Origin of the sequence: Enterobacter sp. UCD-UG_FMILLET, from assembly GCF_000762975.1 — a bacterium.
GTDB lineage: Bacteria > Pseudomonadota > Gammaproteobacteria > Enterobacterales > Enterobacteriaceae > Enterobacter > Enterobacter dykesii.
In genome coordinates this window covers 184,645-211,643 of sequence record NZ_JRJC01000047.1, presented here as the reverse complement: position 1 = coordinate 211,643, position 26,999 = coordinate 184,645, and the positions used below count along the sequence as shown (strand labels likewise).

Sequence of the window (26,999 nt, the reverse complement as noted above, 5' to 3'; positions counted from 1 at the left end):
TGGAGCCAGATCACAAAATGGACAAAAGGCTAAAAATCACCGAAATCGCCGCCCGAACGCAGCTCTCGATCAGCACCGTGTCGCGGGTGCTGGCGGGAAAAGCGAATACCAGTGAAAAAGCGCGCGCAAAGGTGCTGGCGTGCGCGCGGGAGCTGGGGGTGATGGACGGCATGGCGGCAGGGCGTCTGCTGCTTAACAGCCTGGTGGTTTTTGCCCCGCAGCGGGCGTTTGACGAGCGGTCCGACATCTTTTACTACCGCGTGATCCAGAGCGTGAGTAAAGGCCTTGCGTCCCACGATGTGCGCCTTCGCTACTGCGCGCTGGAGGAGAACGACAGCGACGCCCAGCTGTTTCTGGCACGCATGAACGAAGCGGACACCCAGGCGGCAATCCTTCTTGGCATTGACGATCCCCATATCCACGATCTGGCGGTGGACGTGGGGAAACCCTGCATGCTGATTAACTGCCGCGACCGTCACATGCGTCTGCCTGCCGTCGCGCCGGATCATCGCGCCATTGGCGAACGGGCGGCGGAGTACCTGTTCGAGATGGGACACCGTGAGGTGATGAATGTGCTGTGCCTGCGCCGCTACACCATGGAGCTGCGCCTGGCGGGGATCCGCGACGCGTGGCAGTCTCACAACCTGAAATTCAACGATAAACGCGATCTGCTGGTGGTGCCCAGCTTCAGTGCGCGCGAAACGGAACAGATGGTCAGCGGCTGGCTCAGCGAAATGCAGGGGAAGGATTTACCTACCGCGTTCCTGGTCGGCGGCGACTTTATGGCGGCGGGCACCATTAGCGCCTTACAAAACCACGGCCTGCGCGTGCCGCAGGACGTGTCGGTGATGAGCATTGACGGCTTTAACCTGGCGGCAATCCAGGATGTGCCTCTGACGGCCGTGCATGTTCCCCGCGATGAGCTGGGAACAGAAGCGGTATATATGCTCCAGCAGCGGCTCATGCGCCCGGACGCACCGGTCGGGACGTTACTGCTTAACGGCACGCTGGCCGTGCGGGAATCGGTACGGCGGATACGTCAGGGGAAACGACGCACCGCCGTAGAGCGGGAAGGGCTGTACGACAGTTAAACCATGCCCAGCGCGCGCTTGCCGTGGATGTTCAGGTCGGCCAAGGTAAAGCGGTCCTGCCAGCTCTTTTCATAATCCTCACGCGGGAAGTCTCCCGGCGACGCGCCGGTTTCCAGCGCTTCCTTGACCTTTTTGGCGTAGGCGAGGTTCTTCTCGCACATCGGCGCGGCAGGGATGTACATCACGTTGCCCCAGCCCTGCTGATTTTCCACCGGCGCGACGGAGTGGATCACATCGCAGTGCCACCACACGGAATCGCCCGCGTCGAGCGCCGGAATGCTGCTTAATGCTTCGATGAGCAGCGGGTGCCACTTCTCGGAAACTGGCAGCACGCGCCCCGGCGCGACGCCGCAAAGCTCGTCTTCCGGCACGTCGTCCAGCAGCGGCCGCAGCAGAATGTAGGCCATCGCCTCCGGGATGGGCACGACGTGCAGTAAGCCCTGTCCTGGGATCATATCCGACAGCGCTGTCCAGCCCTGGAAGGTGCGGAACACCGAACATTTGGTGGTGTTATCGACGGTGTACTCTTCCACTTCGGTACGGTGCGCGGCGTTCCACGGATCGTATTTCTCGACGTTACCGTCAAACACGCGGGCAAAGACCTGCTGGTAAGCCGGCAGCAGCCAGCGCTCCAGCGCGCCGGAGTCGGTATGCGCCCCAAGCCCTTTCGAGGTCGTTCCAGGCGGACGGCGGCGGATACGATCCGGGTAAATCACGCTCACGTCCGGGTCGAACCACTGTTTGCCGTTGCTCTCGAACGTCCATAAACGGTTCAGGAACGACTGCACCTGCGCCATCTCTTCGCTCTGGCGCGCCTGCATCTGCGCCTGCGACCAGTAAATCGGGTAAATCTCCGGACGAGAGGCCGTCAGGGTGCCGAAGAAGTTATCGCCCGGGCCTTTGTAGACCTCGTCAAACCTGTTCAGATCGAGGTAGTCGAGCATCGACTGATCCCACGCCAGCGCCTGCTTGCGCGGGAAATGACCTTTAATCACCGCGCAGCCGCGGCGTTTAACGGCCTCGCGCTGTGCGTCGGTAATCGTGCCGTTTTTCACATCCGCAAACGGAATCACCGGCCAGACGGATTCGCCTTTGTTCTTAAGCGCGTTGATTTCCGCCACGCGGGTGGCAATTTTGTCGCTGAGCTTATTAAACACCGCCTGCACGTCGCCGATCTGCGCGCGCAGCTCACGTTTTAACTGACGGATTGCCGCTTTGTGATCCGCTGGCAAAGTTTCACTGGTAAAGGTCATAACTGCCTCGCATCTTTCATTCGAAAGTAAAAATATCTACAAGTGATACTTTAAGTTAAAAATAAGTTAATGCAAGTTTAAAAACTTGACGCAAGCCACAGGACGGAAAAAGAGTGACAGGCCGGAGCGACGCTCCGGCGAGGAAAAGATCAGACGTCGAACGGGGAATGGTTGTCGAGCACGGCCTGAATGACGTTCAGCGCGCCCTGATGGTTGTTGTCGTCTGTGCTGTAGCGGCTGATTTCTTTGATGCTCTCTGCCGCGTTGCCCATCGCAAAGGAATATTTCACCAGCTTCAGCATCTCGGCATCGTTGCCGCTGTCGCCAATGGCCACGCACTCCTGCGGGGAGATTTTCCAGCGTTTCAGCAGACGGCTGATGCCGTTGGCCTTGTGCAGGCCGGGGATAATCAAATCGACAAAACCAAAGCCGCTGGTGACCGGCTTCATGATGCCGTCCAGGGAGACGTGCAGTTTATCCACCAGATTTGGGATATCGCTGTCCGGCAGGTTAAGGGAGAACTTAAACAGCACGTCGTCAATTTCGCGGTAATCGCTGATGCGCTTTAAGCGGTGGTAGTGCTTTGACATCAGCGTTACAAACTCTTCAGGGGCCTGGTCGCTGACGTACGCGCTCTCCAGCCCGCAGGCCACGAAGTTCAGCCCTTTGTCCTTCAGCAGTTCGCCAATCACGATCTGCGATTCATGGCGGGTCAGCTCGCCGTGAAAAATCTGCTCGCCGCGATCGAACACCAGCGCGCCGTTTTCCGCCACGAAGGAGATCCGATCTTTTAGCTCCGGAAAGAAGGAAATGAGCTGGTAATACTGGTTGCCGCTGGCGACAACGAATTCAATGTCGCGAGCTTTAAGCTGTTCAAACTGTGCCTGGAAGCGGTCACGCTCGTACTGCTTGGCATCATCAAGGAAAGTTCCGTCCATATCGGTGACGATAACTTTAACGGTCATACTGTGCTCCTGGGTCACTGCGTTTTGAAACATTCTAATAACAAGGTGACGAGGAGCACAAATTTAATTTCGAATGAAAGTCAGAAAGCCCGGCGGCGGCTTCGCCTTACCGGGCGGTTTTTTACAGCGTATGCTCAGTACGGGCGATAATATCGTCCTGCGCATCCGGCGACAGGGCGGTAAAGAACGCCGAGTAGCCCGCCACGCGCACCACCAGGTCGCGGTACTGGTCCGGGTGTTTCTTCGCTTCCAGCAGCGTTTCGCGCGAAACGATGTTGTACTGAATATGCCAGCCCTTATGCACCTCGAAGAAGGTGCGCAGCAGCACCATCAGCTTCTGGCGATCGCTGTCGTTTTCCAGCGTTGACGGATTCAGCTTCTGGTTCAGCAGCACGCCGCCGAGAATCGCTTCCGTCGGCAGTTTACCCACCGAGCCAATTACCGCCGTCGGGCCGAGGTGGTCCGTACCGGAGGCCGGGCTTGCCCCTTCCGCCAGCGGGGTGTGCGCCTTACGTCCGTCCGGCGTGGCCATCGTTGCCGCGCCAAACGGCACGTTTGCGGAGATGGACGACGTGCCCGCGTAGTAGTTACCGCCAATCGGGCCGCGGCCGTAGCGTGGGTTATGGTACTGCTTCAGCTCTTCAATGTAGGTCTGATAGGCGCGCGTCAACAGCATGTCCACGCTGTCGTCGTCGTTTCCGTACTTCGGCGCGCCGTTGATCAGGCGCTGACGCAGCTGCTCGTGAGTCAGCCCCTCGAAGTCATCCGCCAGCGCCGCCGCCAGCTGCTGTTGACCAATAGTGCCCTGTTCGAACACCAGCTTCTTCACTGCAGCCAGGCTGTTGCCGAGGTTAGCGATGCCCACCTGCAGGCCGGAGACCCAGTCGTACTTCGCGCCGCCCTGCTTGATGCTTTTCGCGCGCTCGATGCAGTCGTCCACCAGCGCCGAGCAGAGAATATCGTGGACGTTCTCTTCCAGCATGGTGTCCACCACGTACTCAATCTCGATGGATTTACGGGTGTAGTAGCGGATCTGGCTGTCCCACGCCGCCATCACCTCGTCGAAATTGTCGAAGTTACCGGCGGAGAGCGCTTTCTCCTGCGGCAGGAACACCCTGCCGCTGGTGGCGTCGCGCCCGCCTTCCAGCGCGGCGAGCATCACGCGGGCAAAGTTGATAAAGCTCATGCCGGTGCAGCGATAGCCCCACTTGCCGCCCACCGCGGTTTCGATGCAGCCGATGGCCGCGTAGTCGTAGGCGTCGTCACGTTCAACGCCGAGCTTGATGAATTCCGGAATGACGATTTCATCGTTGTTGAACGCGGGCATCCCGAAGCCGCAGCGGATCACCTGCACGCACGCATCGAGGAAGTCGTTGCTCATGCCCGCGTGATAGCGCACGCTCAGGTTCGGCTGGGTGGAGCGCAGGCGGCCGCAGGATTCCAGAATCGCGTACGAGAGCGGGTTCACCGCGTCCATCGGCTCACCGTTGACCAGCTTCTGGCCGCCGATGGTAACGTTCTGGTACAGCGGGCTGCCGGCAGAGGCTTTCGAGTGCGAGCCGGAGCGGATCTTATTCACTTCAAGCAATTTCAGCCAGCAGCTGTGCAGCAGCTCAATGGCATGCTCGCGGTCGAGGCTCTGGTTCAGCTCCACGTCGCGGCGGTAGTACGGATACAGGTACTGGTCCATACGCGCGAAGGAGACGGAGTGGCCGTTGGACTCAATCTGCAGGATCAGCTGAATGAAGTAGCACAGCTGCAGCGCCTGCCAGAAGGTTTTTGGCGGCTCGTGGGCAATCACGTCGCAGTTTTCCGCCATCGCCAGCAGCTCGTCGCGGCGGCTTGCGCGGGTTTCGGTGGAGGCCATCTCGCGCGCCAGATCGGCGAAGCGTTTGATGTGCAGGCTCACCGCTTCCAGAACGATATCGATCGCCTTCAGGAACTGATCGCCGTGCAGGTCTTCCAGCACCGTCATGTTAATGCGCGAGCGGCGCTCGGCCACTTTGGCGCGCAGGCCGTCGAGACCTTTCTCCAGCACCAGCGGGAAGTTCACCGCCAGGTGCGCGTCGCCGGAAGTCATGTTGCCTTCGGCTTTGATAATGCCGGTTTCCAGCAGGCCTTTCTGCTCGTCGGTGAACATGCCGTAGCAGCGATCCTGCACCGTTTGGCCGCGCCACCACGGGCAGATGTCGTGCAGCACGCGCTTGTTCTCTTCGCTCACCGCAAAGCCCGCGCCCGGGCGGTCCGCCAGATCGTCGATCTCTTTCTCAATCCAGGAGACGGTGTATTCCGGGAAAATCGGCGCGGCGCGCACTTCGCTTGCCTGGTTACCGATAATCAGCTCGTCGTGTTTGATCCAGATGGTACGTTCCGCCAGGTGATGCGCCAGCGCCAGGGCGCGACGGATCGGGATCGGCTTGTCCATGTGCTGCTGGTACATTTCGGTGTAATGCTGCGCGCGCTCGGTACAGACCGGCGGCTTGACGATATGCACCAGGGCAGTTTTGTGCGCCTTGATGCGCTCGCTGAGGGTGTTGAGATTCAGGGTCGTCATAGGTTTATCCTCGTAAGGTCGCGGTTAACCCTTTCTGGCAGGCGTACTGCTGCGCGAAGTCCAGCAGGGCAGGGTTATCCAGCGGTTTTTCAGGGGCAGAGTAGGATTGGCCGAGCAGGGTGTATTTGTTCATGCCCAGCGTGTGATACGGCAGAAAATGAATATCCTCGACGCCGAGTTCGTCGGCGGCGAAGTTGGTAATGGCGGTGATGGACGCTTCGTCAGCGTTAAAGCCCTGGATCAGCGGCACGCGGATGGTGATTTTTTTCCCGGCGGCGGCAAGGCGCTTCAGGTTATTCAGGATTCGCTTAGCCGAGCCATCCGTCCACTGTTTGAACACCTCACCGTCGACGTGCTTCAGGTCGGCGAGGAACAGATCGACGTACGGTAATGACGGCTCGATGTAGTGCCACGGCACGTGAAGGCAGGTTTCCACGGCGGTGTGGATCCCCTGTTCGTGGCTGGCTTTAAACAGAGCGTGCGCCAGCTCAGGGTTCATAAACGGCTCGCCGCCGGAGAGGGTGATCCCGCCGCCGCTGCGGTCGTAGAAGGGTTTATCGCGCAGTACGGTCGCCATGATCTCCTCGACCTGCTGTTCTTCACCGCAGACGGTCAGCGCCTGCGTAGGGCAGCAGTCGGTGAGGGCGTTGAGCGTGGCTTCATCAAGCTTCTCACGGTGGATAACCAGACCGTTCAGCGCGCGTTCGATGCAGGCCGGTGCCGCCTGCTGGCACAGGTCGCAGCCGTCAAGGCACAGGCGTGCATCAAACAGCACGTCCCGGCTGCGGGAGCGGCTTTCCGGGTTCTGGCACCAGCGACAGCCCAGCGAGCAGCCTTTCAGGAACACCACGGTTCGAATACCGGGGCCGTCGTGGGTAGAGTAACGCTGAATATTGAAGATCATGATTTCGCCTCTCGTATTGCATATGAAGATTAAATGACTTTCGAATGAAAGTTATCTTGATGCAGGTCAACTACTGAGCAGGTTTTGTCGTGATAGGGTAAGTGCAGGCTAAATTTGAGGGTGACATCATGGAACTTTATCTCGACACATCTGACGTTGCGGCAGTCAAAAAGCTGGCGCGTATCTTCCCGCTGGCGGGCGTGACCACTAACCCAAGCATTGTGGCGGCAGGTAAAACGCCGCTGGACGAGCTGCTGCCAGCGCTGCACGACGCGCTGGGCGGCAAAGGCCGTCTCTTCGCGCAGGTGATGGCGACCACCGCCGAAGGGATGGTGGAGGACGCGCGTAAGCTGCGCGCCATCATCAACGACCTGGTAGTAAAAGTGCCGGTGACCGCCGAAGGGCTGGCGGCGATCAAGATGCTGAAAGCGGAAGGGATCCCGACGCTGGGTACGGCGGTTTACGGTGCCGCACAGGGGATGCTCTCGGCGTTGGCGGGGGCTGAGTATGTGGCGCCTTACGTTAACCGCGTGGACGCGCAGGGCGGGGACGGGATCCAGACCGTGGTTGAACTGCAACAGCTGCTGGCGCTGCACGCCCCGCAGTCAAAGGTGCTGGCCGCGAGCTTTAAAACGCCGCGTCAGGCGCTGGACTGCCTGCTTGCAGGCTGCGAGTCCATCACGCTGCCGCTGGACGTGGCGCAGCAGTTTATCACCTCTCCGGCCGTGGAAGCGGCGATTGTGAAGTTTGAGCAGGACTGGCAGGGGGCGTTTGGACGGACGTCTATCTGACGGGTGCCGTTTGCTTTAACCTCCGCACACCTCACACCCAGGATTACGCATCAGCTTCATCTCGCGGAACTGGCAGGTCATCGCGTCATACATCACGATTTTCCCCGCGGCAGGCGTGCCGTAGCGCGTCAGCACTTTGATCGCTTCCATCGCCTGCAGGGAGCCAATCACGCCGACAAGCGGCGCCATTACGCCCGCCTCAACGCAGGTCAGCGCGTTCTCGCCGAACAGGCGGCTCAGGCAGCGGTAGCAGGGATCACCTTCCGCATACGTGAAGACGCTGATTTGCCCCTCCATGCGGATCGCCGCGCCGGAGACCAGCGGGGTTTTGTGAGCAAAACAGCCCGCGTTCAGCTGGTTACGGACCGTGACGTTATCGGTGCAGTCCAGCACCAGGTCATGCTGCGTAATCTGCGTGGACAGCGCGTCGTCATCCAGCATCGCGTCAATCAGGGTGAACTGAACGTTGGGGTTGATGCGCGCCAGCGCCGTGCGTGCAGAGTCCACTTTCGGCTGTCCAACCGTCGCATCGCTGTGCAACGTCTGGCGCTGGAGGTTAGACACCGACACGGTATCGAAATCCAGCAGCGTCATCCTGCCCACGCCCGCCGCGGCAAGATACTGCGCGGCGGCGCAGCCCAGGCCGCCGAGCCCGACAACCAGCACGCTTGCTGCCTTAAGCGCTTCCTGGCCCTCGAAGTCAAACCCGCGCAGCACAATCTGGCGGTTGTAGCGCATCATCTCCGGGTTGCTCAGCTCCACCGTCATGTCAGCCTCCGAACAGGTGGTTAAAACGCTCGATCTCAACCCACTCGCCTGCTTCCACGTTGCCGCGCTCGCGCTCCAGCACGATAAAGCAGTTGCCCTGGCTGAAGGAGCTGAAAATGTGCGAGCCCTGGTGCCCGGTGGTGCTCACTTCGAGCTCGCCATCCGCGTTGCGTGCCAGAATGCCGCGCTGGAAATCGAGGCGGCCCGGCGATTTTTTCAGGCGCGTGGCGGCGCGCACGCGCTGGCGTTCCGGCAGCGGGCTGGCGCTGTTGCCTGAAAGCTTCGCCAGCAGCGGGATCACCAGCTGGTAGAAGGTGAGTGCCGCCGAGACCGGGTTACCCGGCAGGCCGCAGAACCAGCTGTGCTGGAGCTTGCCAAACGCGAACGGTTTTCCCGGCTTGATGGCCAGCTTCCAGAAGGCGATTTCACCCAGCTCTTCAAGGATGGTTTTGGTGTAATCCGCTTCGCCCACGGAGACGCCGCCGGAGCTGATGACCACGTCGGCTGCGTTATCCGCCTCGATAAACGCGGCGCGCAGTTTTTCCGGATCGTCAGGAATAATGCCGAGGTTAATCACCTCGCAGCCCAGCTGCTCCAGCATCAGGTGTACCGCCAGGCGGTTGGTATCGTAAATCTGACCGTCCTGCAGCGGCTGGCCCGGAAGCTGAAGTTCGTCGCCGGTGGAGAAAACGGCGACGCGCACTTTACGGATAACGTCGATTTCAGCCACGCCGAGCGACGCCAGCACCGGCAGCTCACCTGCCGTCAGCTTCTGCCCGGCAGAAAAGACCGTCGCGCCAAGGGTGATATCTTCGCCCGTGCGGCGGATGTTCTGACCCGCTTTAACGTTCGCGGTAAAACGCACGCCGTCGTCGGTCTGTTCGGTCTCTTCCTGCATTACCACGGCATCGCAGCCGGCCGGAACCGGCGCGCCGGTCATGATGCGCACGCAGGTGCCCGCAGGCCATTCACCGCTAAACGGCTGACCCGCAAAGGCTTTACCCGCCACCGGCAGGGCGTTACCCGTCTGGAGATCCGCCAGGCGAACCGCGTAACCGTCCATCGCGGAATTATCAAACCCCGGCACGTTAAGCGGAGAGACGATATCGCGCGCGGCAATACGGCCAAAACAGCGCACGAGGGGCAGCGTCTCAACGTCATGCAGCGGGGAAACTCGGTTAAGCATCTGCGTGAGTGCCGTCTCAAGCGGCATCAGTCCGGCGGTAAAATCCATGGTGGGCTCCTGCGGAGTAACAACGAAAGCGCTCATTATGGCAGAAAAGTGCGGCTAACTGTATGACCCGATGGGTGTACGCTTTACATCACAGTTACGTCTTTCTATATTCAAAAATCATCTGAAGTTTCATCGACGATAATGATATTTATAGAAAAAGCCGCAAATCAGGCTAACGGGTGATGCGAATGGTTAATGCGGTAATCGCAATTCATGGTGGCGCCGGGGCAATCACCCGAGCACAGCTCAGTCCCGAGCAGGAAAAGCGCTATATCGACGCGCTGTACGCCATTGTGGAAACGGGCCAGAGAATGCTGGAAGCGGGCGAAAGCGCGCTGGATGTGGTCACCGAGGCGGTGCGCCTGCTGGAAGAGTGCCCGTTATTTAATGCGGGGATCGGTTCGGTCTTTACCCGGGATGAAACGCACGAGCTGGATGCCTGCGTGATGGACGGCGTCACCCTGAAAGCGGGCGCCGTGGCGGGCGTGAGTCATCTGCGTAATCCGGTGCTGGCCGCGCGTCTGGTGATGGAGGCGAGTCCGCACGTGCTGCTGACGGGGGCCGGGGCAGAGGCGTTTGCCTTCGAGCACGGGATGGAATCGGTATCGCCGGATCTTTTTTCCACCGAGGAGCGCTATCAGCAACTGCTGGAAGCCCGTTCGGCGGGCATGACGCAGCTTGACCACAGTGCGCCGCTGGATGAAACCACCAAAATGGGCACGGTCGGCGCGGTGGCGCTGGATAAGGCCGGAAACCTCGCGGCGGCGACGTCAACGGGCGGGATGACCAACAAGCTGCCCGGACGCGTCGGCGATAGCCCGCTGCCGGGCGCCGGCTGCTACGCCAATAACGCGACGGTGTCGTGTACCGGAACCGGCGAAGTGTTTATTCGCGCCCTCGCGGCCTACGACATCACCGCGCTGATGGATTACGGCGGTTTAAGCCTCAGCGAAGCCTGCGAGCGCGTGGTGATGGAGAAACTGCCCGCCCTGGGCGGCGTTGGCGGGCTCATCGCGGTGGATCGTGAGGGCAACGTGGCCCTGCCGTTCAACAGCGAAGGCATGTATCGCGCCTGGGGTTATGCCGGTGATGAACCGAGCACGGGTATCTATCGTGAATAAGGGGGCAGCGCGTGCCGCACAGTGAAAAACTGGACAACCGCGAAGTGCTGGCTGTCCATCAGCTCAATATTGCGTTTCAGGAAGAGCGGCAGTTCATCCCCGCAGTACAGAATTTATCGTTCACGCTCAGGCGCGGCGAGACGCTGGCGATTGTTGGCGAGTCCGGATCCGGAAAATCGGTCACCGCCCTGGCGCTGATGCGCCTGCTGGAACAGACGGGTGGGCAAATCAGCAGCGAGAAAATGCTGCTGCGCCGCCGTAACCGTCAGGTCATTGATTTAAACGAGCTGAGCGGCGCGCAGATGCAGGGCGTGCGCGGGGCGGACATTGCGATGATCTTCCAGGAGCCGATGACCTCCCTGAACCCGGTTTTCCCGGTCGGGGAACAAATCGCCGAGTCTATCCGCCTGCATCAGGGGCTGAGCGGCGATGAAGCGCTCAACGAGGCCCGACGGATGCTGGAGCTGGTGCGCATTCCGGAGGCGCAGGCCATTCTGGGGCGCTACCCGCATCAGCTTTCTGGCGGCATGCGCCAGCGGGTGATGATTGCCATGGCGCTCTCCTGCCGTCCGGCGGTGCTGATTGCCGATGAACCGACGACGGCGCTGGACGTGACGATTCAGGCGCAGATCCTGCAGCTCATTAAAGTGCTGCAGCAGGAGATGGAGATGGGGGTGATTTTTATCACCCACGATATGGGCGTCGTCGCCGATATCGCCGATCGGGTGCTGGTGATGCACAAGGGCAGCGCGGTGGAAACCGGCCCGGTTGAGCAGATTTTTCACGCGCCGGGGCATCCTTACACCAAAGCGCTGCTGGCGGCGGTTCCGCGCCTGGGGGCGATGAACGGCAGCGATTTGCCGCGCCGCTTCCCGCTGATTTCTCCTGAGGCGTCTGAGCTGCAGGAGGAGGAGCGCGAGCAGGACACCGTGGTGCCGGGTAAGCCCATTCTGGAAGTGCGCGATCTGGTTACCCGTTTTCCGCTGCGCAGCGGCGTATTAAACCGCGTGAAGCGCGAAGTGCACGCGGTGGAAAACGTCAGTTTCGATCTCTGGCCGGGCGAAACGCTGGCGCTGGTGGGGGAGTCCGGCTGCGGTAAATCCACCATCGGGCGCGCGTTGCTCCGTCTGGTGGAATCCCAGGAAGGCAGCATTACCTTTAACGGCGAGCGCATTGATACCCTTCCGGACAGCAGGCTGCAGGCGGTGCGGCGGGATATTCAGTTTATTTTCCAGGATCCGTATGCCTCCCTCGATCCGCGCCATACGGTGGGGTATTCGATCATGGAGCCGCTGCGGGTACATAACCTGCTCGACGGCGAAGCGGCCCAGCGTCGCGTGGCCTGGCTGCTGGAGCGCGTCGGCCTGAAGCCGGAGCACGCCTGGCGTTATCCGCACGAGTTTTCCGGCGGACAGCGGCAGCGTATTTGCATCGCCCGGGCGCTGGCACTGAACCCGAAAGTGGTGATTGCCGATGAGTCCGTCTCGGCGCTGGATGTCTCTATCCGGGCGCAAATCATCAACCTGTTGCTGGATTTACAGCGGGATATGGGAATCGCCTTCCTGTTTATCTCGCACGACATGGCGGTGGTCGAGCGCATCAGCCACCGCGTGGCGGTGATGTTTATGGGGCAGATCGTGGAGATTGGGCCGCGAAGGGCGGTGTTTGAAAACCCGCAGCATCCGTACACCCGCAAGCTTATCGCGGCGGTCCCGGTTGCCGATCCCGCGCATCGTCACGGCCAGCGCGTGCTGCTGCAGGATGAAATGCCGGGCAATATTCATAAACGCGGCGAGGCCGTGGAACGCGTGACGCTGCGCGAGGTCGGGCCGGGTCATTTCGTCGCTCCCCCGCGTCAGGACAACGCTTTTTCGCGGTTATAACTTACAACAGGCAGGAGAACACAATGGTTACATTTGTAGCGCGTAGATGGTTGTTAGCCGCGAGCGTGACGGCAGCCCTGGCCGCTGCCCCCGCGTTCGCTGCCAAAGATGTGGTGGTCGCCGTCGGCTCCAATTTCACCACGCTCGATCCGTATGACGCCAACGACACGCTCTCTCAGGCGGTGGCGAAATCGTTCTATCAGGGCCTGTTTGGCCTCGATAAAGAGATGAAGCTCAAAAACGTGCTGGCGGAGGGGTACACCGTGTCCGACGACGGGCTGGTGTATACCATCAAGCTCAGGACCGGCGTGAAGTTCCAGGACGGAACAGACTTCAATGCGGAGGCGGTGAAGGTTAACCTGGACCGCGCCAGCAATCCGGAAAATAGCCTCAAGCGCTATAACCTGTATAAAAATATCGCCAGCACTGAGGTGGTCGACCCGGCGACGGTCAAAATCACCCTGAAAGAGCCGTTCTCCGCGTTTATCAATATCCTGGCGCATCCGGCAACGGCGATGATTTCCCCTGCCGCGCTGAAGAAATACGGCAAGGAGATCGGCTTCCACCCTGTTGGCACCGGTCCTTACGAACTGCTCACCTGGAACCAGACCGATTTTGTGAAGGTGAAGAAATTCGCCGGATACTGGCAGCAGGGGCTGCCGAAGCTCGACACCATCACCTGGCGCCCGGTGGTGGACAACAACACCCGCGCGGCGATGCTGCAAACCGGCGAGGCGCAGTTTGCCTTCCCGATCCCATATGAGCAGGCCGCCATTTTGCAGAAAAACAGCAAGCTGGAGCTGGTCGCCAGCCCGTCGATCATGCAGCGCTACATCAGCATGAACGTCACGCAAAAGCCGTTTGATAACCCGAAGGTGCGTGAGGCCATCAACTACGCCATTAACCGTCAGGCGCTGGTGAAGGTCGCCTTTGCCGGCTATGCCACCCCGGCGACCGGCGTGCTGCCACCGGCGATCGCCTATGCGCAAAGCTATCAGCCGTGGCCGTACGATCCGGCCAAAGCGCGCGAGCTGCTGAAAGAGGCGGGCTTCCCGAACGGTTTCAGCACCACGCTGTGGTCCTCGCATAATCACAGCACCGCCCAGAAGGTGCTGCAGTTTACCCAGCAGCAGCTGGCGCAGGTGGGTATTAAGGTGCAGGTCACCGCAATGGATGCCGGACAGCGTGCGGCAGAAGTGGAGGGGAAAGGGCAGAAAGAGAGCGGCGTGCGGATGTTCTACACCGGCTGGACGGCCTCGACCGGTGAAGCCGACTGGGCGCTGTCGCCGCTGTTTGCCTCGCAGAACTGGCCGCCAACCCTGTTCAACACCGCGTTCTACAGCAACCCGCAGGTGGACAAAGACCTTGCCGATGCCCTGAAAACCACCAAACCGGAAGAGAAGGCGCGCCTCTACAAGGACGCGCAGGATATTATCTGGAAAGAGTCACCGTGGGTGCCGCTGGTGGTGGAGAAACTGGTGTCAGCCCATAACAAAGCGTTGACCGGGTTCTACATCATGCCGGACACGGGCTTTAGCTTTGACGATGCGGATTTAAAATAAACCTCATGCTGAATTATGTTTGTAAACGCCTGCTGGGGCTTATTCCGACGCTGCTGATTGTGGCGGTCCTGGTGTTTTTGTTTGTCCATATGCTGCCGGGCGATCCGGCGCGTCTGGTCGCCGGGCCTGAGGCGGATGCCACCGTTATTGACCTGGTGCGTAAGCAGCTTGGCCTCGACCAGCCGCTGTATATGCAGTTTATCCACTATATCTGTAACGTTCTGCAGGGCGATTTTGGTATTTCAATGGTGTCGCGCCGTCCGGTGTCGGAGGAGATTGCCAGCCGCTTTATGCCGACGTTCTGGTTAACGATAGCCAGCATGAGCTGGGCGGTCGTGTTTGGGCTTGGCGCCGGGATTATCGCGGCCGTCTGGCGCAACCGCTGGCCGGACAAGCTCGGCATGGCGCTGGCGGTGACCGGCATCTCCTTCCCGGCGTTCGCGCTGGGGATGCTGCTGATGCAGATCTTCTCCGTCGAACTGGGCTGGCTGCCGACCGTCGGGGCCGATACCTGGAAGCATTACATCCTGCCTTCCATGACGCTGGGGGCTGCCGTTTCGGCGGTAATGGCCCGCTTCACCCGCGCCTCGTTCGTTGACGTGCTGAGCGAAGATTATATTCGCACCGCGCGGGCGAAAGGGGTCAGCGAGAAGTGGGTCATTCTCAAGCACGGATTCCGCAATGCGATGATCCCGGTCGTGACGATGATGGGGCTGCAGTTTGGTTTTCTGCTCGGCGGCTCGATCGTCGTGGAAAAGGTCTTCAACTGGCCGGGGCTGGGACGCCTGCTGGTCGATTCCGTCGAGATGCGCGACTACCCGGTGATTCAGGCGGAAGTCCTGCTTTTCTCGCTGGAGTTTATTCTTATCAACTTAGTGGTGGACGTGCTCTACGCTGCCATTAACCCGGCCATCAGGTACAAGTAAGATGCGATTGTTGAACTGGCGACGTCAGGCCGTTTTAAACGCGATGCCGGGGCTAAAACCGGACCACGTCCGCACCCCGTGGTCTGAATTCTGGCGGCGTTTTCGCCGTCAGCCGGTCGCGATGACCGCGGGGCTGTTTGTGCTGCTGCTGATTGCGGTGGCGGTGATTGCGCCGTGGGTGGCGCCGTTTGATGCGGAAAACTATTTTGACTACGACCGTCTGAACGATGGACCGTCGATGCTGCACTGGTTCGGCGTGGACTCCCTCGGGCGCGATATCTTTAGCCGCGTGCTGGTCGGGGCGCAGATCTCGCTTGCCGCCGGGGTGTTCGCGGTGCTGATCGGCGCGGCCATCGGTACCGTGCTGGGCCTCGTTGCCGGATATTACGAAGGCTGGTGGGACCGCATCATCATGCGCATCTGCGACGTGCTGTTTGCCTTCCCCGGCATTCTGCTGGCGATTGCCGTGGTGGCGATCATGGGCAGCGGCATGGCGAACGTCATCATTGCGGTCGCGGTCTTTTCGATTCCGGCGTTCGCGCGGCTGGTGCGCGGCAACACGCTGGTGCTGAAACAGCAGACCTTTATCGAATCGGCCCGCAGCATGGGGGCCAGCGATGCCACCATCCTGTTCAGCCATATTCTGCCGGGTACGGTGTCGTCCATCGTGGTCTATTTTACCATGCGTATCGGCGTGTCGATTATCTCGGCGGCCAGCCTGTCGTTTCTGGGGTTAGGGGCGCAGCCTCCGACGCCGGAGTGGGGCGCGATGCTGAACGAGGCGAGGGCGGATATGGTAATTGCACCACACGTGGCGATCTTCCCGAGTCTGGCAATTTTCCTGACCGTGCTGGCGTTTAATCTGCTGGGGGACGGGCTGCGCGACGCGCTGGATCCGAGGATTAAGGGGTAGGGAAGTGAAATGTGCCGGGCGGCGACGACGCCTTACCCGGCCTACAAAAGCGGAGCGGGGAGATTAAACCCGGCTACCCCACAGGTCATACTCGTCCGCGTTTTCAACCTTCACGCGAATAATATCCCCCGGCTTAACGCTGGTTTCGCCGTTCAGGTACACCGCGCCGTCGATCTCTGGGGCGTCCGCCATGCTGCGGCCAATCGCGCCTTCTTCGTCCACTTCGTCAACGATGACCATGATCTCGCGGCCCACTTTTTCCTGCAGACGCTCGGCAGAGATCTGCTGCTGCAGCTGCATGAAGCGGTTCCAGCGCTCTTCTTTAACCTCTTCCGGCACCTGGTCCGCCAGCTCGTTGGCGGTTGCGCCTTCTACCGGGCTGTACTTGAAGCAGCCTACGCGGTCCAGACGCGCTTCTTTCAGGAAGTCGAGCAGCATCTGGAAGTCTTCTTCGGTTTCACCCGGGAAGCCGACGATGAAGGTGGAGCGCAGGGTCAGTTCCGGGCAGATTTCACGCCACTGCTTGATGCGCGCCAGCTGACGGTCAACGGAGCCAGGACGTTTCATCAGCTTCAGGATACGCGGGCTGGCGTGCTGCAGCGGGATATCCAGGTACGGCAGAATTTTGCCTTCCGCCATCAGCGGGATCACGTCGTCAACGTGCGGGTACGGATAGACGTAGTGCAGGCGCGTCCAGATACCGAGCTTAGACAGCTGCTCGCACAGGCCGACCATGCTGGTTTTCACCGGCTCGCCGTTGTGGAAACCGGAGCGGTGTTTAACGTCCACGCCGTAGGCCGAGGTGTCCTGGGAGATGACCAGCAGCTCCTTCACGCCGGCGTCGGCCAGACGTTTAGCTTCCGCCAGCACTTCGCCAATCGGACGGCTCACCAGATCGCCGCGCATGGACGGGATGATGCAGAAGGTGCAGCGATGGTTGCAGCCTTCGGAAATTTTTAAGTACGCGTAGTGGCGCGGCGTCAGCTTCACGCCCTGCTCTGGCACCAGGCTCAGGAACGGGTTGTGCTTGGGTTTTGGCACGTAGTGATGAACATGTTGCAGCACCTGCTCGTAGCTGTGCGGGCCGGTGATCTCCAGCACCTTCGGGTGCACTTCGCGGATCTGGTCTTCTTTCGCGCCCAGACAGCCGGTAACAATCACTTTGCCGTTTTCCGTCAGGGCTTCACCGATGGCTTCCAGTGACTCCTGAACCGCGCTGTCGATAAAACCGCAGGTGTTCACGATCACCATATCGGCGTTGTCGTAGCTTGGCACCACGTCATAGCCCTCGGTGCGCAGTTCGGTCAGGATGCGTTCGGAATCCACGAGGTTTTTCGGACAGCCCAGGGAGACGAAGCCGATTTTCGGCTGGTGCGTAACATTGCTCATAGGTTAAAAATTCATCAATTATGGAGTTATCAGGGCGGGATTTTACAGCGTATCGCGGGGGATTTATACACTCTTTGCAAGGCGGATGCGCCGGGCAGACGTTGTAACATTGTAAATAATGTTAATCAGTTAATAAAAATTGATCCCAAGCATTAAACTGTACAAAAAATGAACTTATCCTGATTATGCACAATGGCTGACAGAGGAGGAAAGAGCATGACCGTTGACAGACTAAAACGCGATCTGCTTAACAAGCTGATCAACGCCCGAATCGACCTGGCCGCGTACCTGCAGTTGAGGAAGGCAAAAGGGTATATGTCAGTCAGCGAAAGCGAACATCTGCGTGATAACCTGTTTGAACTTTGCAATTTCATGCGTGAAAAAGCACCGACCCTGCAGGCGAAATACGGCGAAAGCGAAGAAATCGCGCTGCGCCGCGCTGCCGAAGTGCTCTCCATTGCAGGGGTGTGTCTGATGAACGGACGCCACGACTGCCCAAACTTTATCGCTGTTAACGCGGAGAAGCTTGAAAACTGCCTGACCACGCTCTCTCTATGCATCATGTGCCTGAACGAGCACAAACAGCTTGAACAGCACTGATTCCGGGGGAGGCGACTCCCCCTTCTGATTAAGCTTTTGTAAAAGTGGTAACGCGCCCGGACGCAGTGGCTAATCTTTATGCCATGTGCCGATAAAGGAGCGCGTTATGCCTCGATCCTCGCTAATTTCCCTGCCTGCGCTGTTCATTCCGTTTTCGCTTCTTGCTGCCCCGGAGGCGGTCAAGGTCGAGGTGCTGCAAAACAAACTTGATCACCCCTGGTCTCTGGCGTTTCTGCCGGATAATAACGGGCTGCTGGTGACCCTGAAGGGCGGTCAGCTCAAACGCTGGCAGGCCGGAAAAGGGCTCTCCGATCCAATTGTCGGCGTGCCGAAGGTCTGGACAAACGGTCAGGGAGGATTGCTGGACGTGGTCCTCGCCCCGGATTTTGAAAAATCACGCCGCATCTGGCTGAGCTTCGCTGAGGCAGGGAGGGACGGCAAAGCCGGAACGGCGGTGGGCTATGGCCGCCTGAGCGACGACTATTCCCGCATCGAGGGATTCCAGGTGGTGTTCCGCCAGATGCCGAAACTCTCCACCGGGAACCATTTTGGCGGGCGGCTGGTGTTCGACGGCAAAGGCTCGCTCTTTATCGGACTTGGCGAGAACAACCAGCGTCCGACGGCGCAGGACCTGGACAAGCTGCAGGGTAAAGTGGTGCGCCTCACCGAAGACGGAAAAGTGCCGCCGGATAACCCGTTTGTGAATTCCCCCGGCGCGCGACCCGAAATCTGGTCCTACGGCATTCGTAACCCGCAGGGGATGGCGATGAACCCGTGGAGCGACACGCTATGGCTTAACGAGCACGGCCCGCGCGGCGGGGATGAAATCAACATCCCGGAAAAAGGGAAGAATTACGGCTGGCCGCTGGCGACCCACGGCATCAACTACAGCGGCCTGAAAATTCCGGAAGCCAAAGGCGAGCATGCGGAGGGAACGGAAAAACCGCTGTTCGTCTGGAAAGTGTCGCCTGCCGTGAGCGGTATGGCCTTTTACAACAGCGACGTCTTCCCGCAGTGGAAAAACAAGCTGTTTATCGGCGCGCTGAAGGAAAAGGACGTTATCGTGCTGAGCGTGGACGGAAATAAGGTCACGGAGGACGGACGAATTCTGGGCGACCGGGATAAACGTATTCGCGATGTGCGGGTGGGGCCGGACGGCTATTTATATGTGCTGACCGACGAGACGGACGGGCAGCTGTTAAAAGTCAGCCCGTCCGGTGCGTAATCAGGTGACCGGGATCATCACCACGTTACGGTACGCCGGGCGATCGCTCAGCTGTTTTAGCCAGCGCTCAAGATGAGGGCGCGGCGTCCACTTCAGGCCCATGTTGGTCAGGTTCCAGACGAACGGCGCCACGGCGATATCGCCTGTGCCGAACACCTCGCCGGAGAACCAGGCGTGCTTCGCCAGCTCGTCATCCATCATCGCAAACAGGTTTTCGCAGGTATCCTGCGCGGCGTGAATCGCGGGATAATCGCGTTCGGCTTCCGGCGTGCGGATAAGTCCCATCAGGATCACGCGGTGGGTCGGGGATAGCGTCTGATTCGCCCAGTCCATCCACTTTTCGCCCTGAGCACGACGGGTCGGGCTTTCCACCCACAGGCGGCCCTGACCGTACTGGGCGGCGAGGTAGCGGACAATGGTGTTGGACTCCCAAAGCGTCGCGTCTGTTTCATCATCGCGCAGAAGCGGCACCAGGCCGTTCGGGTTCATGGCCAGATAGTCGGCCTCTTTGTTCACGCCAAACGACATGCCGGCCATGATTTGGTTGAACGGTAAATCCAGCTCCTCGAGCGTCCAGAGCACTTTCTTAACGTTGGTCGAGTTGTTCCTGCCCCAAAGCGTAATCATATTTACTCCTGATGAGTTGTGAATCCGGGTCAGCGTTCGCCATGGTGAGATAAACCTAACAATTACGCAACAGAAGACAAAAAAATCGTCTGAATCAAAGCGTATATGAATGTTATTGCATAAACTTTAATAACTTTACCCTCGTTGGGTTTCTTTAACCGTTTTAGTGCGCTATTACTCATCGCTTCTTGCGACACGGTGATGTGACGTAATTTTTGAATGGACACTCGGGTGGCATTTATGACGCGTAAAATGACTTCTCTGCGCAGCCTTGCGACAGGCTCTGCGCTCCTTTTCCTGTTTGCACCAACTCTCTATGCAGCTGAACAGGCTGCGCCCGAAGCGCCGCCTGTGGATGCGCGCGCCTGGATCCTGATGGATTATTCCAGCGGTAAAGTGCTGGCGGAAGGGAATGCGGATGAGAAACTCGATCCGGCAAGCCTGACCAAAATCATGACCAGCTATGTGGTCGGCCAGGCGTTGAAAGCGGGCAAGATCAAGCTGGACGATATGGTGACCATCGGTAAGGACGCGTGGGCGACCGGCAACCCGGCGCTGCGGGGCTCTTCGGTGATGTTCCTGAAGCCGGGGGATCAGGTCTCCGTTTCCGATCTGAACAAAGGGGTAATTATTCAGTCGGGAAATGATGCGTGCATCGCGCTGGCCGATTACGTTGCCGGCAGCCAGGATTCTTTTATTGGCTTGATGAATGGCTACGCGCAGAAACTGGGCTTAACCAACACCACGTTCAAAACGGTTCACGGTCTGGATTCGCCGGGACAGTTCAGTACCGCGCGCGACATGGCGCTGCTGGGGAAAGCGCTGATCCACGACGTGCCGGATGAATACGCCATCCATAAAGAGAAAGAGTTTACCTTCAATAAAATCCGTCAGCCCAACCGTAACCGCCTGCTGTGGAGCAGCAACGTCAATGTGGACGGAATGAAAACCGGCACCACGGCGGGCGCGGGCTATAACCTGGTGGCCTCCGCGACCCAGGGCGACATGCGTCTGATTTCGGTGGTGCTGGGCACCAAAACCGACCGCATTCGCTTTAATGAGTCAGAAAAACTGCTGACCTGGGGCTTCCGCTTCTATGAAACCGTGACGCCGATTAAGCCGGATGCCACGTTCGTCAGCCAGCGCGTCTGGTTTGGCGACAAGAGCGAAGTGAACCTGGGCGCGGGTGAGGCGGGCTCGGTGACCATTCCGCGCGGTCAGCTGAAAAACCTGAAGGCCAGCTATACCCTGACCGACCCGCAGCTCACGGCTCCGCTGAAAAAAGGCCAGGTGGTCGGGACGATTGATTTCCAGCTAAACGGGAAGTCGATTGAACAGCGTCCGCTGATTGTGATGGAAGCGGTGGAAGAGGGCGGCTTCTTCAGCCGGATGTGGGATTTCGTGATGATGAAATTCCACGGCTGGTTCGGCAGCTGGTTTAGCTAAACCTGATGGGTTTTCTCCCTCTCCCTGTGGGAGAGGGGCGGGATGCGGGCATCAGACCGCACCCCCTTAATACATTAACTTCACCTGCTGCGCCTTCGCGTGGGCCACGATCTCGTCGTCCGGGCGGCAGTCGCTGACGATGGCGTCAAACTGCGCCAGCTCGCCCATTCTTGCCGAACGCACCTTGCCAAACTTGCTGTGATCGACCACCAGCACATGGTACTGCGCCGCACTTAACGCCCAGTGCTTCACCGGAAGCTCTTCCAGGTTAAAGCAGGTCGCACCCTGACGCACGTTGACGCCCGCGGCGGAATAAAACGCGATATCCGGGCAGAGATTGCTGAGCGTGTCCTGCAGGTTGAGCGGCTTAAAGATGGCGTTGCTGGCGTGAAACTCGCCGCCGCAGAGGATCACCCGGCACTCGGGTTTCTCCTGCAGCGCCAGAAAGGTGTTCAGGGAGTAGCACACGGCGGTAAAAGGGATGCTGCTGTCGATAGCTTCGATAATCCACGGCGTGGTGGTTCCGCAGTCAAAAAACAGCGTCTGGTGCGGCTGTACCAGTGAGGCTGCAAGCCGGGCGGCTTTGCGCTTCTCTTCCACCAGGCGCGTTTTCTGGTCGCTGATCAGATAATGGCTGGCGCTACGCGGCTCAAGCACAATATATCCGCCCAGCAGCACGACGGGCGCGCTTTCGCTGTTCAGATCCCGACGAATGGTCATCTCTGAGACGCCGAGGAGGTTGGCGGCTTCCTTAAGATGCAGCTTATCGCTGCGCTTCAGCGCCTGTAGCAGCTGAGCAATGCGGTCATCGCGACGTGTTTCCATAGTTCCTCGGGATAAAAAAGTGAACCCCCGCAGGGCGGGGGCTCAAGTGTAACCTGTCAGGTTGGGGTTAGTCACGTATCCAGCCTTTGCGGATCGGGATAGCGAAAATGGCGCGATAGAGCGAAGACAGCGTGCGGTAAAGCGCTTCACCGAAGAGGCTCCACAGGATAGCCGCGCTCACGCAGCCGATCAGCCCGACCAGGAAACCGCCCACCATATCCAGCGGCCAGTGAACGCCCAGGTAAACGCGTGACCAGGCGATTGCCAGGGCCGCCACCATCAGGACCGCACCGGACCACAGGCGATGCCAGAACAGGAAAGCCAGCGCGAAGGTGAAGATCACCGTACCGTGATCGCTCGGGAACGAGTCATCCGGCGCGTGGTGCAGGAAGGTATAGCCGACGCGATCGACAAACGGACGATCGTGCGGGAACGCATGGCCGAGAATGTAGCTGACCAGGACGCTTACCCCGAGCGCCATCGCGACTTTAATCACCAGCTGGCGCTGCGCCTTCACCTGGCTGCGGGGACCCCACAGCCAGAGAATCGCAGCCAGTGCAGGCACGATACCGATCAGATCTTTTGCCAGGAAGGTGGCAAAATCGATCGTCCACTCAGGCGAGGCTGGCGTGGCGTTGATCAGATAAAACAGCTGATAATTCAGATTCTCTAACATAGCGTTATCACTCTTTAGCAAACCGGGTGGAAATAAGTCCGTAGACAACCACCTGAGAAAACCAGACCCACCACCCGGCCCACAGGTTGTGAGAGAAAAAATGCGCCCCGCGCATGACCTGGCCGTAGCCCATCGCCAGACCTAACACCACGCCCAGCGCGACGAAGCACCAGGCGAGACGCGGACGCTCGCGCCAGAAGGCAAAAAACAGGCCCATCACCATAAAGCCGCTGGAGGCATGACCGCCGGGGAAACAACGCCCCGGACCGCTGTCAGCAGGGACGGCGCTGAACAGGGGATAAGACATAGCCTTACCGCCATATTCCACCAGATCCCACGGGCAGCTGTGATGGCTCACGCTTTTCAGCACGCCTACTACCAGCGCGCCAACGCCCATCAGCAGCGCCGCCGTGACAAGCCTTGCGTTGCGCTTGTAGGCACCGTAAAACAGCGCTACAGCACCTAAGCCGATGGCGATGTACTTTGCCAGGCGGTGGTTTAGCAGATCCAGCAGGCGATCCTTCTGCAGCGGAAAGCTGTGCGTGGCCGCGTCATACCAAAAGCCGGTGATCCATCTGTCGAGTGCTTCACTGCGCGATAGCCACGTAAACACCACGGCAAGGGCAATCAGTACGAAAAGCTGATAACCATAAAAGCGGGTCGGTAAGCGGTAAAGTCGTTTTGTCTTATTTGTCTGTAAGTTAGACAATTCTGAACGGCTGGAGGTGAGTGCCATAATTTGGGGTCGTTGACGAGTAATCGCGCTATCATAAAAGTGTCAACTTAAGGAAACCTTAAACGAAGACGATATGTGCTTTATTTCTGTTTATCCTCGATAAATCACTATCTCGGGCTGCGGCATTTCATTAAACTCGTCGCGATTTTGTCATTATAAAGAGATTGCATGTTAAACCGTTCTTCTTCTGGTTCACGTCTGGGTCGTCAGGCGTTGCTTTTCCCTCTGTGTCTGGTGCTCTACGAATTCTCTACCTATATCGGCAACGATATGATCCAGCCCGGAATGCTGGCCGTTGTGGCGCAGTACAACGCGGGTATTGAGTGGGTGCCAACCTCCATGACCGCCTATCTGGCCGGCGGCATGTTTTTACAGTGGCTGTTAGGCCCGCTGTCGGATCGTATTGGCCGCCGTCCGGTGATGCTGACGGGCGTGGTGTGGTTTATCGTCACCTGTCTCGCCACGCTGCTGGCGCAAAACATTGAACAATTTACCCTGCTGCGCTTCCTGCAGGGGGTGAGCCTGTGCTTTATCGGCGCCGTGGGGTATGCCGCCATTCAGGAGTCGTTTGAAGAGGCGGTGTGTATCAAAATTACCGCGCTGATGGCGAACGTGGCGCTGATCGCCCCCTTACTCGGGCCGCTGGTGGGTGCCGCGTGGGTGCACGTTGCGCCGTGGGAAGGGATGTTTGTGCTCTTTGCGCTTCTCGCCGCCTTCGCGTTCTTTGGCCTGCACCGGGCGATGCCGGAAACCGCTACCCGCATCGGCGAGAAACTCTCGCTGAAAGAGCTGGGTCGGGATTACAAAGAAGTGCTGAAGAACGGCCGCTTTGTGGCGGGCGCGCTGGCGACCGGGTTCGTTAGCCTGCCGCTACTGGCGTGGATCGCGCAGTCGCCGGTCATTATCATCAGCGGTGAAAAACTCAGCAGCTACGAGTATGGCCTGCTGCAGGTGCCGATCTTTGGCGCGCTGATTATCGGGAACCTGGTGCTGGCACGCCTGACGTCACGCCGCACCGTGCGTTCACTGATTATCATGGGCGGCTGGCCGATTGCGGCAGGGTTGATTCTGGCTGCGGTGGCGACCGTCGCGTCAACACACGCTTATCTGTGGATGACGGCGGGGCTGAGCATCTACGCCTTCGGGATTGGCGTGGCCAACGCCGGGCTGGTGCGCCTGACGCTGTTTGCCAGCGAGATGAGTAAAGGCACGGTCTCAGCGGCGATGGGGATGCTGCAGATGCTGATTTTTACCGTCGGTATCGAGGTGAGCAAGCATGCCTATGCGATGGGCGGCAACGGGCTGTTCAGCCTGTTTAACCTCGCCAACGGCGTGCTGTGGGTTGGACTGATGGTGGTGTTCCTGAAAGACAAACGCGTCGGGAACGCCCTGCAACCTTAACCTGTTTATTCCCTCTCCCTGTGGGAGAGGGCCAGGGTGAGGGCATCAGACCGCACGCGGTTAATTAAACGGTGCCTCCCCGTTCAACACCTTCTCAATCACGTTTAAAACGCCTTCATCGTTATTATGCGGCGCTTCAAAACGCGCCGCCGCTTTGATGTGCGGTCTGGCATTCGCCATCGCAAAGCTGAACCCGGACTGGCGCAGCATTTCCACGTCGTTGCCGCTGTCGCCGAAGGCCACCACTTCGCTGTCCTCTATGCCCCAGCGCTTTTGCAGGATCCGCAGGCCGTTAGCTTTGTGCACGCCGGGGATAATAAGATCGATACTGCCGTGACCGGTCGTGACGGGTACCATGATGTCACTCAGCTTTTCATGCAGCAGCGCCTGAATACGCGGAATTTCATCGTCAGAAACGTTAAGCCCGAACTTGAAGAAAATATCGTTCAGGTTGTCGAAATCGCTGACCATTTCGAGGCGGTGGTAATACTTCGCCGCGATATCCTTAAAGCCCTCGTCATAGCATTTCAGCGTGTACGCGCTGCTTTTCCCACAGGCGATAATCTCAATGCCCGGAACGTCGTTTAACACGTTCGCGACGGTGGCGAAATGGGCTTTCGACAGTTCGCCGTTAAAGACATCTTCTCCTTCGCTCACCACCCAGCCGCCGTTTTCGGCGACGAATGAAATTTCATGCGCAATCTCCGGAAAAAAAGAGATCAGCTGGTAGTACTGGTTGCCGCTGGCGACCACAAATCGAATGCCTTGCGCCTTCATGCGGGCGTACTGCTCCAGAAAGCGCGGCCGATTGTAGGTTTTGGCATCGCTCAGAAATGTACCATCCATGTCGACGGCGATCAGTTTAACGCTCATATCCCTTCTCCAGTGTCGTTTGATTCGTTTCCGGCTTTGCCACCGCGCGCGCCACCAGCGCCGCGATGATGACCAACCCTAACACCACCAGCATGGCGCTGCGCAGCCCGTAGTGCTCGCCGAGGAAGCCGAGCAGCGGCGGCCCGACCAGGAAGGCGAGATAGCCCGTGGTCGCCACCACGCTGACGCGCGTCGGGGCATCCGGGCCGGTGTCGCTGGCGGCTGAAATGGTCAGCGGGAAGCCGAGCGACGCGCCCAGTCCCCAGAGGATCACCGAGACGCCGGCAATCCAGTCCACATCCACAAAGATGATCATCGCAATACCCAGGCCGCCCAGCAGGGCGCTGGCGCGCACCACCGCCACGCGGCTATAGCGGTCGATAAACCAGCCACCGGTGAAGCGACCCACGGTCATCCCCAGCGTAAACCCGGCGTAAATCAGCGAGCCGGAGGTTGGGCTAAAGCCGTGACCGTCTACCATCAGGAGCGGCAGCCAGTCGTTGGCGGAACCTTCCGCGAACGCCATCGCCAGCACCACCACGCCAATCAGCATCAGCTGGAAGTCGCGGTAGAAGGGCAGTCCTTTTTCTGCCGGGTGCTGTTCGTCCGCGGAGTTTTTACCGGTGCCGTCCGGGATGGCCCGGATGCCGGTAAGAATGGGAATGATGCACACCAGCGCCGCCAGCAGGATATGCAGATTCGCGCTCACGCCAGTGGCCGTCAATGCCATCCCCACGCCCGCACCGGCCAGCGTGCCGAGGCTGTAAAAACCGTGCATCATCGGCAGCACGGTTTTATTCATTTCGCGCTCGACTGCCGCCCCTTCCACGTTGATGGCAACTTCAGCCGAACCGAAGCTGCCGCCGAATACCGTCAGGCCCAGGGCGAACAGCACCGGCGAGGCAAACCACAGCGCCACGCTTAATACTCCCATCCCGAACACGGCAAAGCACATGGTGGTGCGGATCACCGCTCGCGTACCAAAGCGCTTTACCAGCCACGCGGAGCAGAGGATGCCGCTCATGGAACCTATCGACAGGCCGAACAGCACGATGCCCATCTCGGCGGTAGAAACGGACAAAATATCGCGAATAGCGGGGGTGCGCGTGGCCCAGGAGGCCATCAGCAGACCGGGAATAAAGAAGAACATAAACAGCGCCCACAGGCGGAGCTGCAGGGCTTTGCGGGGAGAGGTCAGCGTCATCGGGATAGCACCAGAAGTACAACAATAGCGAC

The 26,999-nt window shown here is 59.2% G+C and carries 24 protein-coding genes; 11 read left to right on the top strand and 13 right to left on the bottom strand.

What is annotated here, in order from left to right:
* Positions 1–17: 17 nt before the first annotated feature.
* Positions 18–1,091, top strand: coding sequence for a LacI family DNA-binding transcriptional regulator (locus LA04_RS22215; protein ID WP_047653232.1), 1,074 nt, complete (start codon positions 18–20; stop codon positions 1,089–1,091).
* Here LA04_RS22215 and LA04_RS22210 read toward each other — a convergent pair.
* The 4 genes from LA04_RS22210 to LA04_RS22195 form a co-directional block, all read right to left on the bottom strand.
* Positions 1,088–2,344, bottom strand: a complete 1,257-nt coding sequence (locus tag LA04_RS22210; protein ID WP_047653231.1) for a DUF1479 domain-containing protein — start codon at positions 2,342–2,344, stop codon at positions 1,088–1,090. The two genes, LA04_RS22215 and LA04_RS22210, sit on opposite strands and share 4 nt — an antisense overlap.
* Positions 2,345–2,493: 149 nt before the next feature.
* Entirely contained in the window at positions 2,494–3,309 is an 816-nt protein-coding gene (locus tag LA04_RS22205) for a Cof-type HAD-IIB family hydrolase (RefSeq protein WP_047653230.1), read from the bottom strand.
* Between the two features lie 121 nt (positions 3,310–3,430).
* The gene (locus tag LA04_RS22200) at positions 3,431–5,863 is read right to left on the bottom strand and encodes a formate C-acetyltransferase/glycerol dehydratase family glycyl radical enzyme (protein WP_047653229.1); all 2,433 of its coding nucleotides are present in this window, start codon (positions 5,861–5,863) and stop codon (positions 3,431–3,433) included.
* A gap of 4 nt (positions 5,864–5,867) precedes the next feature.
* Positions 5,868–6,767, bottom strand: coding sequence for a glycyl-radical enzyme activating protein (locus tag LA04_RS22195; protein WP_047653228.1), 900 nt, complete (start codon positions 6,765–6,767; stop codon positions 5,868–5,870).
* A 128-nt stretch (positions 6,768–6,895) separates the two neighbouring features.
* Here LA04_RS22195 and fsa point away from each other — a divergent pair, with 128 nt between their 5' ends.
* The gene (gene fsa / locus LA04_RS22190; protein ID WP_047653227.1) at positions 6,896–7,558 is read left to right on the top strand and encodes a fructose-6-phosphate aldolase; all 663 of its coding nucleotides are present in this window, start codon (positions 6,896–6,898) and stop codon (positions 7,556–7,558) included.
* 15 nt (positions 7,559–7,573) lie between these two features.
* Here fsa and moeB read toward each other — a convergent pair whose 3' ends face one another.
* Both moeB and moeA read right to left on the bottom strand, forming a co-directional pair.
* The gene (gene moeB / locus LA04_RS22185; protein WP_047653226.1) at positions 7,574–8,326 is read right to left on the bottom strand and encodes a molybdopterin-synthase adenylyltransferase MoeB; all 753 of its coding nucleotides are present in this window, start codon (positions 8,324–8,326) and stop codon (positions 7,574–7,576) included.
* Between the two features lies 1 nt (position 8,327).
* Positions 8,328–9,560: a molybdopterin molybdotransferase MoeA gene (gene moeA / locus LA04_RS22180; RefSeq protein ID WP_047653225.1), complete on the bottom strand. Its 1,233-nt coding sequence runs from the start codon at positions 9,558–9,560 to the stop codon at positions 8,328–8,330.
* A 188-nt stretch (positions 9,561–9,748) separates the two neighbouring features.
* On the opposite strand from moeA, the gene iaaA reads away from it, so the two are divergent.
* From iaaA to gsiD, 5 genes are read left to right on the top strand one after another with little or no spacing between them, the layout of a single operon-like run.
* Positions 9,749–10,681: a beta-aspartyl-peptidase gene (gene iaaA / locus LA04_RS22175; RefSeq protein ID WP_047653224.1), complete on the top strand. Its 933-nt coding sequence runs from the start codon at positions 9,749–9,751 to the stop codon at positions 10,679–10,681.
* An 11-nt stretch (positions 10,682–10,692) separates the two neighbouring features.
* The gene (gsiA, locus tag LA04_RS22170; protein ID WP_047653223.1) at positions 10,693–12,564 is read left to right on the top strand and encodes a glutathione ABC transporter ATP-binding protein GsiA; all 1,872 of its coding nucleotides are present in this window, start codon (positions 10,693–10,695) and stop codon (positions 12,562–12,564) included.
* 23 nt (positions 12,565–12,587) lie between these two features.
* Positions 12,588–14,126, top strand: coding sequence for a glutathione ABC transporter substrate-binding protein GsiB (gsiB, locus tag LA04_RS22165; RefSeq protein ID WP_033145024.1), 1,539 nt, complete (start codon positions 12,588–12,590; stop codon positions 14,124–14,126).
* Between the two features lie 5 nt (positions 14,127–14,131).
* The gene (gene gsiC / locus LA04_RS22160) at positions 14,132–15,052 is read left to right on the top strand and encodes a glutathione ABC transporter permease GsiC (RefSeq protein WP_023310911.1); all 921 of its coding nucleotides are present in this window, start codon (positions 14,132–14,134) and stop codon (positions 15,050–15,052) included.
* A 1-nt stretch (position 15,053) separates the two neighbouring features.
* On the top strand, positions 15,054–15,965 hold the full coding sequence (gsiD, locus tag LA04_RS22155) for a glutathione ABC transporter permease GsiD (RefSeq protein WP_024908682.1): 912 nt from the start codon (positions 15,054–15,056) through the stop codon (positions 15,963–15,965).
* Positions 15,966–16,028: 63 nt separating this feature from the next.
* Here gsiD and rimO read toward each other — a convergent pair whose 3' ends face one another.
* Positions 16,029–17,354, bottom strand: coding sequence for a 30S ribosomal protein S12 methylthiotransferase RimO (rimO, locus tag LA04_RS22150; RefSeq protein WP_047653222.1), 1,326 nt, complete (start codon positions 17,352–17,354; stop codon positions 16,029–16,031).
* Between the two features lie 216 nt (positions 17,355–17,570).
* On the opposite strand from rimO, the gene bssR reads away from it, so the two are divergent.
* Both bssR and LA04_RS22140 read left to right on the top strand, forming a co-directional pair.
* Positions 17,571–17,954, top strand: coding sequence for a biofilm formation regulator BssR (gene bssR / locus LA04_RS22145; RefSeq protein WP_047653221.1), 384 nt, complete (start codon positions 17,571–17,573; stop codon positions 17,952–17,954).
* Between the two features lie 106 nt (positions 17,955–18,060).
* Entirely contained in the window at positions 18,061–19,179 is a 1,119-nt protein-coding gene (locus LA04_RS22140; protein ID WP_047653220.1) for a PQQ-dependent sugar dehydrogenase, read from the top strand.
* Here the strand turns inward: LA04_RS22140 and LA04_RS22135 are convergent, their stop codons facing one another.
* Positions 19,180–19,806: a glutathione S-transferase family protein gene (locus LA04_RS22135; protein ID WP_047653219.1), complete on the bottom strand. Its 627-nt coding sequence runs from the start codon at positions 19,804–19,806 to the stop codon at positions 19,180–19,182.
* A 240-nt stretch (positions 19,807–20,046) separates the two neighbouring features.
* Here LA04_RS22135 and dacC point away from each other — a divergent pair, with 240 nt between their 5' ends.
* Entirely contained in the window at positions 20,047–21,252 is a 1,206-nt protein-coding gene (dacC, locus tag LA04_RS22130) for a serine-type D-Ala-D-Ala carboxypeptidase (protein ID WP_047653218.1), read from the top strand.
* A 66-nt stretch (positions 21,253–21,318) separates the two neighbouring features.
* Here the strand turns inward: dacC and deoR are convergent, their stop codons facing one another.
* The 3 genes from deoR to LA04_RS22115 all read right to left on the bottom strand — a co-directional run bounded on the left by deoR (position 21,319) and on the right by LA04_RS22115 (position 23,489).
* Positions 21,319–22,077 carry a DNA-binding transcriptional repressor DeoR gene (deoR, locus tag LA04_RS22125; RefSeq protein ID WP_008503427.1) on the bottom strand — a complete coding sequence of 253 codons (759 nt, stop codon included), beginning with the start codon at positions 22,075–22,077 and terminating at the stop codon, positions 21,319–21,321.
* Positions 22,078–22,144: 67 nt separating this feature from the next.
* The gene (gene ybjG / locus LA04_RS22120) at positions 22,145–22,753 is read right to left on the bottom strand and encodes an undecaprenyl-diphosphate phosphatase (protein ID WP_047653217.1); all 609 of its coding nucleotides are present in this window, start codon (positions 22,751–22,753) and stop codon (positions 22,145–22,147) included.
* 7 nt (positions 22,754–22,760) lie between these two features.
* The gene (locus LA04_RS22115) at positions 22,761–23,489 is read right to left on the bottom strand and encodes a phosphatase PAP2 family protein (protein ID WP_047653216.1); all 729 of its coding nucleotides are present in this window, start codon (positions 23,487–23,489) and stop codon (positions 22,761–22,763) included.
* A 168-nt stretch (positions 23,490–23,657) separates the two neighbouring features.
* Between LA04_RS22115 and LA04_RS22110 the strand changes: the two genes are divergently transcribed.
* Positions 23,658–24,890, top strand: a complete 1,233-nt coding sequence (locus LA04_RS22110; protein ID WP_047653215.1) for an MFS transporter — start codon at positions 23,658–23,660, stop codon at positions 24,888–24,890.
* 60 nt (positions 24,891–24,950) lie between these two features.
* Here LA04_RS22110 and LA04_RS22105 read toward each other — a convergent pair whose 3' ends face one another.
* Positions 24,951–25,763, bottom strand: a complete 813-nt coding sequence (locus LA04_RS22105; protein WP_047653214.1) for a Cof-type HAD-IIB family hydrolase — start codon at positions 25,761–25,763, stop codon at positions 24,951–24,953.
* Positions 25,753–26,967 carry an MFS transporter gene (locus LA04_RS22100; RefSeq protein WP_047653212.1) on the bottom strand — a complete coding sequence of 405 codons (1,215 nt, stop codon included), beginning with the start codon at positions 26,965–26,967 and terminating at the stop codon, positions 25,753–25,755. The genes LA04_RS22105 and LA04_RS22100 overlap by 11 nt, the downstream gene beginning before the upstream one ends.
* Positions 26,968–26,999 lie beyond the last annotated feature (32 nt).